The following is a 1,418-nucleotide window of genomic DNA, read 5'->3' on the forward strand; positions in this document are numbered from 1 at the left end:
TCCTGGTCGGTAGCGCCCACCACGATCGAGCCGCCGCAGTTAGCCGGAGCGACCTTGGAGGTGTCCTGACCCTCGTTACCGGCTGCGACAACGAGAATCGCGCCGCGCTTGTTCACCTCAGCAATAGCCTTGGAGTAGGTTGCGGGGCAGGTGCCCTCTCCGCCGAGGGAGAGGTTAATAATCTTGGCGGGGTTGGAGTTCGCGGGAACGCCCTCAACGGTGCCGCCGGCTGCCCAGACCATTGCATCCGCAATGTCGGAGTCGTAGCCGCCGCACATGCCCAGGGCACGCACGGGCAGAATCTTGGTGGAGGGTGCCACGCCGACAATACCGCGCTTATTGTTCATAACAGCCGCGATGGAGCCAGCAACGTGGGTGCCGTGCCAGTTCGACTCGCTTGCCTCGGAGTAGGCATCGCAGGCGCCCGCTTCTTCCCAGTTGCCCTGGTCGGTCGGGTCGGAGTCGCGGCCGTTGCCGTCGCGGGCCATGGCGGGCTCGGTGATGAAGTCGTAGCCGGGCAGAACGTTAGCGTCCAGGTCGGGGTGCTTGACGATGCCGGAGTCAATCACAGCAACGGTCACACCGGCACCCTGGGTGGTCTTCCAGGCCTCGGGTGCGGCCAGGCCCTTGGTGCCGTGCAGGTTCCACTGCTGCGGGTAGAGGGTGTCGTTCGGTGCCACAACCTGGTTCGACGCCTGAGCGGCCTGAGCTACCTGAGCGACCTTGGAGGTCGTGGCGGTACGAGTGCGCGCGTTGGAGCGGCGCAGCAGGTCGGGCTCAACCGACTCGACGGAGGGGTTAGAGCTCAGGGTTGCCATGTACTTCTCCGCCTGCTCAGCGGTGAGCTTGGAGGAGACGGTCACCACGGTTGCCTTCTGGGCGGTGGTGCGTACGTAGTTGGTCTTGATTTTGAAGAGGTCGTCAACGCTCTTCACCTCGGAGGTGAGGCCCTGGTAGAGGGAGTCGCTCCAGGTGGCAACCTGGGTGCCTGCGGGGCTTGCCCAGTTGATGCCGCCGGCGTTCAGCGCGCTGTCGGTGTAGGTGATGACGAAGCGGTTGAAGCCTGCCTTCTGCTGTGCGGAGCTGAGGGAGGAGATAGTTGTGTGCGCCTTAGCGCGTTCGGTGCTGTTGGCCTGCGCGGGTGCCGCGAAGGATGCGGGGGCGCCCAGGGTTGCGACGAGTGTTGCTGCAGTACCCAGGCTCAGTGCGGTGCGTGCGACACCGCGCGCTGAGGGGTGAGTGGTAAAAGACATCGGGGTCCTTTGCGTATGTGAGTGCCGGAAGCGGCAAGTGGGTTGGTCATCCACTCACATAAATGCACCTTCGAGAAAATATATATTCTTTTGTGTATTTGCTTGTGAGGAGCGAATAGAAAAAGAAAATGCACATCACTGCATTGATGTGTATTTTTCTCTAAA

General features: G+C 62.0%; 1 protein-coding gene. It reads right to left on the minus strand.

Features of this window, described 5'->3' with window-relative positions:
* Window positions 1-1,253, minus strand: a 1,253-nt coding sequence (locus Q0216_RS06630) for a S8 family serine peptidase (protein WP_298593929.1), incomplete at its 3' end; no start/stop codon positions are given.
* Between the last annotated feature and the right edge of the window lie 165 nt (window positions 1,254-1,418).

Source organism: uncultured Rothia sp. (assembly GCF_937976295.1).
Classification (GTDB): domain Bacteria; phylum Actinomycetota; class Actinomycetes; order Actinomycetales; family Micrococcaceae; genus Rothia.